The 8,394-nt window shown below is 72.0% G+C and carries 3 protein-coding genes; all 3 read left to right on the plus strand.

Annotation, left to right across the window (positions count from 1 at the left end; genetic code table 11):
• The first annotated feature begins 77 nt into the window (after positions 1–77).
• Positions 78–1,283 (plus strand): cytochrome P450, encoded by a 1,206-nt coding sequence (locus HTV45_RS20045; protein ID WP_215207190.1) that lies wholly within the window; start codon positions 78–80, stop codon positions 1,281–1,283.
• 78 nt (positions 1,284–1,361) lie between these two features.
• Positions 1,362–2,156, plus strand: coding sequence for a phytanoyl-CoA dioxygenase family protein (locus tag HTV45_RS20050; RefSeq protein ID WP_215207191.1), 795 nt, complete (start codon positions 1,362–1,364; stop codon positions 2,154–2,156).
• 55 nt (positions 2,157–2,211) lie between these two features.
• Positions 2,212–8,394: non-ribosomal peptide synthetase (locus HTV45_RS20055; RefSeq protein WP_215207192.1), on the plus strand; the 6,183-nt coding region annotated here is incomplete at its 3' end.

Consider the following 8,394-nt stretch of genomic DNA (forward strand, 5'->3'; position numbering starts at 1 on the left):
GTGCGGTGACCGCCCCGCCGTCGCAAGGATTGCCAGGAATCTTCCGGCTGCACGACGGCGGGGCGGCGTGAGCGTGTATGGATCTTCGGCAAACCGGCATCGCGACAGCACCGGCGTACTCCCTCGACAGGGGGCGCTCGCTGCACCGGTGGTTGCGGGACATGCGGCTGAACCACCCGGTTCACCGGGATCCGCTCACTCGCGTGTGGACGCTCTACCGGCACCGTGACATCACGCGGGCCACCGCCGGCCCGGCCGCCTTCTCGTCGGAGCTGTGGCGGTACCTGCCCGGGGAGATGGGCACCGACGCCCTCACCGCGGGCAACCTGACGGCGATGGATCCGCCCCGGCATCGGCTGCTGCGGGATCTGGTCAGTCGCTCGTTCACGGCCCGCGCGGTCGCGGAACTGCGGCCCAGGATCACCGCCATCGCGGCCGACCTCATCGCCGCGGTCGCCGACCGCGGCGAGATGGACGTCGTCGCCGACCTCTCCGATCCGCTTCCCGTCCTGGTGATCGGCGATCTGCTCGGTCTGCCGAGGGAGGAATGGGGGCTGTTGCGCGGCTGGGCACAGCGCCTGCTCTCGTTCGACAAGGGCGACCTGATGGACGGGGCCGTCCGCAAGCGCGTCGAGGACACCCAGAAGGAGCTGCTGGACCATCTGAGGATCCACGTCCGGCGGCGGCGGGCGGATCCCCAGGAGGATCTGATCAGCCGGCTGACCCGGGCCGAGGTCGGCGGGGAGCGGCTCACGGAGGAAGAGGTGGTGAACTTCGCCGACCTCCTCCTGCTCGCCGGTCATGTGACGACCACGCTGCTGCCGGCGAACATCGTCCTGACGCTCGACGAGCACCCCGACGCGGCGGCCGAGGTGCGCGCCGACCGGGCGCTGATTCCGGGGGCCATCGAGGAGACCCTCCGGTACCGCCCGGTGATCGTCGGCAACACGCGGGTCACCACCCGCGCGGTCACGGTCGGCGGCGAGCAGCTGCCGGCGGGCCAGTTCGTGTCGCTGTCGTTCATCTCCGGCAACCGCGACGAGCAGCACTTCGCCGACGCCGACCGGTTCGACATCCACCGTGACGCCCGCAAGCACCTGGGGTTCGGCCACGGGATCCACTACTGCCTGGGTGCGCCCCTGGCCCGCCTCGAGCTGGCCATCGCGCTCGAGACGATGCTCGACCGCTTCAGCCGGTTCGAGGCGACGGGCACACCCGTCTACTACGACACGCCCGGGGTCGCCGGTCCACGGTCCCTGCGCATCACCTTCCGCCACCACTGATCCGACACCTCGGGTCGCCGCACATGACGTGATCGTCGGTCACGACATCCTGCCGACCAAGTCCACGCGGAGAGAGCCATGAAACTCACCGAGGAACAGCTCGCGAGCTATCACAACGACGGATTCGTGCTGTTGGAGAACGCGTTCTCCGGCGATGAGATCGAGACCATGTGCATCGCGCTGGCCGAGGACCAGCGCGTGCCGGGCCCGCGTCTGATCACCGAGAACGACGGCGTCACCCTACGGTCGATCTACGCATCGCACACCCGCCACTCCCTCTTCGAGCGGCTGGTGCGCACCGAGCGGCTGCTCGGCCCGGCCCGGCAGATCGCCGGTGAGGACCTCTACGTACACCAGATGAAGATCAACTCGAAGCAGGCGTTCGGCGGCGAGCAGTGGGCGTGGCATCAGGACTACATCGTCTGGCGCGACACCGACAACATGCCGGCCGCCTCGCAGGTGAACGTCGCGCTCTTCCTCGACGACGTCACCGAGTTCAACGGCCCGGTGGTCTTCCTGCGCGGCTCGCACCGGCTCGGCACGCTGGAGCGCGGAGCGTCCACGCAGGACCACGGCACCGGCCACATCGACCCGGACGCGTACTCCCTGACCCCGGCCGAACTCGCCGATCTGGTCAAGCGGCACGAGATGGTCAGCCCCAAGGGGGCCCGCGGCGGCCTGCTGCTGTTCAGCTCGCAGATCGTCCACGGGTCCGGGACCAACGTCTCCCCGTTCGCCCGCCGCCTGCTGATCCTCACCTACAACCCGGTGTCGGCCGCGCCGCGACCGGTCGGTGCCCCGCGCCCGGAGCACCTCGTCGGCCGTGACACCACGCCGCTCCAGGTCGACCGCGGTCCGTTCGACCGCACCTGACGCCCTTGATCACGGATCACGGTCTCGCCGCCCCGACGACCCGATGGAAGAGAGCATGACCTCTACCGATGTAGCGGCCGCGACTCAACTGCCCGGCGCGCGGCCCACGTTCGTCCGGTTGTACGAGTCGATGGCCGAGGCGCACCCCGACGCGCCGGTGCTCACCGACGGCACCCGCTCGTGGTCGTACCGGGAACTGAACTCCGCCGCCAACCGCATCGCGTGGTGGCTGATCGGGCGGGGCGTCGGGCCGGAACAGACGGTGGGCGTTTCCCTCGCCCGCGGCATCGACCAGGTCGCCGCGCTGCTCGGCACGCTGAAGGCGGGCGCCGTCTACCTGCCGCTCGACCCGGTCCTGCCGGCCGAGCACCTCGGTTACCTGCTCGGCGACGCCGCGCCGACCCTGGTGCTGACCGGCGGCGCGGACGACAGCTTCCCCGGGGCCGTTCAGATCGGCGACCCGTCCGTCGCCGCCGCATGGGCCGCGCAGCCCGACAGCGATCCAGGGGACGCCGACCGGATCGGCGCGCTCACCACGGACCACCTCGCGTACGTCATCTACACGTCCGGCTCCACCGGCACCCCGAAGGGCGTCGGCGTCAGCCACGGCAGCACGGTCAACCTCGCCCGTGCCATCACCGGTCAGTACGCCCCCGGCGACACCCCGCGCGTGCTGCAACTGGCGTCGCTCGGTTTCGACGTCGCGATCTGGGAGCTGCTCACCGCGGTGGCCACCGGCGGCACCCTGGTCGTCCCCCGGACCGAGCGGCTCTCCGGCGACGACCTGCTCCGGGTGCTTCGGAAACAGCGGATCACCTGCGTCACGCTCCCGGTCCCGGTGCTGGCATCGCTTCCGCCGGGCGCCGAGAACCAGCTGCCCGACCTGACCACCGTGCACATCGGCGGCGAGACCTGCCCGCCCGAGCTGGTGCGCCGCTGGTCGGCGGGCCGCCGCCTGATCAACGGGTACGGCGCGACCGAGACCACCGTCGCCGCCACCCTCACCGCGCCGCTGACCGGCACCCACGCCCCGATCGGCACGCCCATCGAGCAGACCCGCGTCTACGTGCTGGACGACCAGCTGTCGCACCTCGCCCCGGGGACGCCGGGCGAGCTGTACGTCGCGGGCGCCAACGTGGCACGGGGATATCTGCGCCGGTCCAGCCTGACCGCCACCCGCTTCCTCGCCGATCCCTACGGGCCGCCCGGATCGCGGATGTACCGCACCGGTGACGTCGGCCTGCGACTGCCCGACGGCCGGCTGGAGTTCCTGCGCCGCGCCGACGACCAGGTCAAGATCCGTGGCGCCCGGGTGGAGCCCGGCGAGCTCGAAGCGGTGCTGCAGCGGCGGGCCGACGTCGTGCAGGCGGCCGTCACCGTACGCCCCGACGCCCGCGGGGAACGGCAGCTCGTCGCCTACGTGGTGCCGGCCTCCGCCGGGACGAGCGCGGCGCGGCTGCGCGACCAACTGCGCGCCACACTGCCGTCATACCTGGTCCCGGCGAGCGTCGTGCTGCTCGACAGCCTGCCGCTGACCCCGAACGGCAAGGTCGACCGCGACGCCCTTCCGGACCCGGAGTACACCCCGGCCGGGCTGGACCGGACCGCGCGCAGCCCACTGGAGGACATGCTCCGGGTCCTGTTCGCCGAGATCCTCGGACTGCCGCAGACAGGTTTCGACGACGACTTCTTCGACCTGGGCGGGCACTCCCTGCTGGCCGGCCGGCTGATCGGCCGGATCCGCGGCACCCTCGGCCTCGACGTCGACATGAGGGACTTCTTCGAGAATTCGACCCCGGCGGGCCTTGCCGCGCACCTGCGGCGGCAGGAGGCCGGCCCGGCCCGCCCGGAACTGACCCGTCAGCCGCGGCCCGAGCGGACCCCGCTGTCCTTCGCACAGCAGCGGCTCTGGTTCCTGCACCGGCTCCAAGGGCCGTCGGCGACGTACAACATGCCGCTCGCCCTGCACCTGACCGGCGCGGTCGACACCGGCGCGCTCGCCGCGGCCCTGGCCGACGTCGTCCGCCGCCACGAACCGCTGCGCACCCTCTTCCCCGAGATCGACGGACAGCCGTACCAGCGGATCCTGAACCCCGACGAGGTACGCCCGGACCTGCCCGTCCGCCGGGTCGGCGCGGCGGACCTGGACGAGGAACTGCGCCGGTCGGCGCGGCACGCGTTCGACCTGGCACGGCAGCTCCCGGTCCGGGCCGAGCTGCTCACCCTCGGCCCGGACGAGTCCGTGCTGATGCTCGTCATCCACCACATCGCCGGTGACGGCTGGTCAGGGGCGCCGCTGGCCAGGGACCTGGTCACCGCCTACTCCGCGCGGCGCGGCGGGGCCGCCCCGCAGTGGTCGCCGCTCCCGGTCCAGTACGCCGACTACACGCTCTGGCAACGCGCGGTGCTCGGCGACGAGGACGACCCGGCCTCCCTGCTGAACGAGCAGTCGCGGTACTGGCGCGAGCAGCTCGCCGAGCTCCCCGACGAGATCACCGTGCACGGCGACCGGCCTCGGCCGGCTGTGGCGACCTACCAGGGCGGCGTCGTCCCGATCACCATGGACGCCGAGCTGCACGCCGGCATCTCGGAGCTCGCCCGCGGCAACGGCGCCACCGTCTACATGGTTCTGCAGGCGGCCCTGGCGGCGCTGCTCACCCGGCTCGGCGCGGGCACCGACATCGCCATCGGCGCCGGCGTCGCGGGCCGGTCCGAGCCTGCCCTCGACGACCTGGTCGGGCTCTTCGTCAATATGCTGGCGCTGCGCACCGACACGTCCGGCGACCCGCGGTTCGCGGATCTGCTGCACCAGGTGCGCGACACCAGCCTCGCGGCGTACAGCCATCAGGACATTCCGTTCGAGCAGCTGGTCGAGAGCCTCAACCCGCACCGGGCCGCCGGGCGCCAGTCGCTGTTCCAGGTCGCGCTGGTCCTGCAGAACAACACCTCCGTCCCGTTCGACCTGCCCGGACTCCGGGTACGCGCCGAGACGGTGCCGACCGGCACCGCCCGCTTCGACCTGTCGCTGAGCGTCACCGAGAGCGCGACGCCCGAGGGCACCCCGGCCGGCATCAGCGGCACGGCGGAGTACGCCGCCGACCTGTACGACCGGCAGACGGTACAGGCCGTCGTCGAGCGCTGGACCCAGTTGATCCGCCAGATCGTCGCCGACCCGGGCCGCCGGATCGACACCCTGGACGTCACCACCCCCGACGACGAGTCCCGGCTGGCCGGGTGGAGCCGGTACGACCAGGACGTTGTGCCGGTGACCTTCGGTGATCTGTTCGAGCGGCAGGCGGCGGCCACGCCGGACGCGGTCGCCGTGAGCGACGGCGGAAACGTATGGACCTACCGTGAGCTGAACCGCCGCGCCAACCATGTCGCCGGCCGGCTCATCGACCGGGGCATCGGCCCGGAGGACCTGGTCGGCATCGCGATGCCGCGGTCCGCCGGCCTGGTGGCGGCGCTGCTCGGGGTGCTCAAGGCCGGCGCGGCGTACGTGCCGGTGGACCTCGTCTTCCCGGCCCGCCGCAACCGGCACGTGATCACCGACTCGGCCCTCCGGCTGGTGCTGACCACCCGCGAAGGCGTCGAGAACCTGCCCTCCGACCTGACCTGCGAGCTGGTCACGGTCGACGAGGACGGCACCGCCTGCCGGCCGACGGGCCGGGAGGACAACCCCACCGACCGTGACCGCGTCCGGCCGGCGAACGTCGACAACCCGGCGTACGTCATCTACACGTCCGGTTCGACCGGACAGCCCAAGGGCGTCGTGGTGACCCACCGCGGCCTCGCCGCCTTCGCCGAGACCCTGCGGCAGCGGTGCGCGGCGGACGAGGACAGCCGCGTGCTGCAACTGTCGTCGCCGAGCGTGGACGCCTCGGTGCTGGAGATGGTGTGGGCGTTCAGCTCCGGGGCCCGGCTGGTCATCGCCGGCCAGCACCGCCTGGCCGGCGAGGAACTCGCCCGGGCACTGACCGAGCACCGCATCACCCACGCACACGTCCCGCCGTCCGCGCTGAGCACCCTGGCGCCGGAAACGGCCGGCCGGCTGCCCGAGTTCCGCATGCTCAGCGTCGGCGCGGAGGCCTGCCCGCCCGAGCTGGTCCGGCTGTGGCTGCCGGGCCGGGATGTCGTGAACGCGTACGGCCCGACCGAGTGCACGATCGCCGCCTCGCACACGTACCCGCTGGCCGAGGCGCGCGCACCGATCGGCAGGCCGGTGTTCGACTCCGGGCTGTACGTCCTGGACGAGACGCTCCGGCCGGCCGCTCCCGGCGTGCCGGGCGAGCTGTACATCGGCGGTGCGGGCCTGGCCAGGGGCTATCTCGGCCGGAGCGGCCTGACGGCGTCGCGGTTCGTCGCGAACCCGTTCGGTGCCCCCGGATCGAGGATGTACCGGACCGGCGACGTCGTCCGGTGGAACACGGACGGAGACCTGGAATACCTGGGACGCTCCGACGAGCAGGTGAAGGTCCGGGGCTTCCGCGTCGAACCCGCCGAGGTCGAGCGCGTCCTCGCGAACCAGCCGTCGGTCGAGCGGGCCGTGGTGGTGCCGCGCCGTGACCGTTCGGGATCCGTTTCCCTGGCGGCGTACACCGTGCTGGCTGCGGAGGCGGCGACCGCGGGCTTCGAGGATCAACTGTCCGAGTGGAACGACCTCTACGACCAGGTCTACACCGGCTTCTCCGGTGACGCGGGCAATGACTTCGTGGGGTGGAACAGCTCGTTCACCGGTGGCCCGATCCCGGTCGGGGAGATGCGGGAATGGCAGCGGGCCGCGGTGGACGCGGTGCTGCGGTTCGGTTCCGGCCGGGTCCTGGAGATCGGCGCGGGTTCCGGTCTGCTGATGACCCCGCTGGCGGACGTGGTCGACGAGTACTGGGGGACCGACCTCTCGCAGGTCTCGGTCGACCGGCTCGAGAACTTCGCCCGCGCACGCGGCTGGAACCACGTGCGGTTGTCCTGCAGACCGGCGCACGACGTCTCCGGCCTGCCCCGCCGTCGTTTCGACACCGTCGTCATCAACTCGGTGGTGCAGTACTTCCCGAGCGCCGACTATCTGCGCGACGTGCTGACACAGGTCATGGACCTGCTCGCCGACGGCGGCCGGGTGATCATCGGCGACGTCCGGCACCACGGCCTGCTCCGCGTGTTCCACACGGCGGTGCACGACTTCCGCGGCACCCAGGGGCTGCGAGCGGCGGTGGAGCACGCGATGGCGGTGGAGAAGGAGCTGCTGCTGGCTCCGGAGTTCTTCACCTCCTTCGAGCATCCGGCCGTCTCCGGTGTCGAGGTGTCGCTCAAGGCCGGCCGGACGTCGGACGAACTGACCGGCTACCGCTACGAGGTCGTCCTGCACACCGCACCGGCGCGGAGGCTCGCGGCACTGCCCGTACTCGTGTGGGGCCGGGACATCACCGATCTGGACGAGCTGACCGGTCCGGCGCGGCTGACGCGGATCCCGAATCCCTGGCTGGCCGGTGGCGTGGCCGCGACACGGGCGCTGGACGGCGCGGACGCGGTGCCGACGTCGGCGGGGCCCGAGCTCGAGCCCGAGGCGGTACGGCAGTGGGCGGCGGCGCGCGGCATGCGGGCGGTGCCGACCTGGTCGTCGCATCACTGGAGCACGTACGACGTCGTGCTGACGGACGCCGCGGAGGCGGAGCCGCTGGCCGACGTGTACCGCCCGGCCGTGGCCGTCGAGCAGGCCAACGTTCCCGCCGTGGCCCGTACGGCCGGCGAACTGGTCTCCGAACTGCGCTCGACGCTGAAGGAACTGCTGCCGGACTACATGGTTCCGGCGACGATCACCCCGATCGAACGGATCCCGGTCACCCCGAACGGAAAGATCGACCGCCGGGCGCTGCCGGACCCGGAGGTGACGGTCTCCGGCGGCCGGCAGCCGCGGACGCCGCAGGAGCAGATCCTGTGCGAGCTGTACGCCGACATCCTGGGCCTGGAGCGCGTCGGTGTCGACGACAGCTTCTTCGATCTGGGCGGGCACTCGCTGCTCGCCACCCGGCTGACCAGCCGGATCCGCTCGGTGCTGGGCGTCGAGGCACTCCTGCAGCAGATCTTCGCGGCGCCTTCGCCGGCGGAGTTGGCTCTGGTGTTGGGGGAGCGGTTGGGTCGGGTGCAGGTGGGGTTGGAGCGGGTGGCGCGTCCGGAGTTGTTGCCGTTGTCGTTCGCGCAGCGGCGGTTGTGGTTCCTGCATCGGTTGGAGGGTCCGTCGGCG

The organism is Streptomyces sp. CHD11 (assembly GCF_018638295.1).
Lineage (GTDB): Bacteria > Actinomycetota > Actinomycetes > Streptomycetales > Streptomycetaceae > Streptomyces.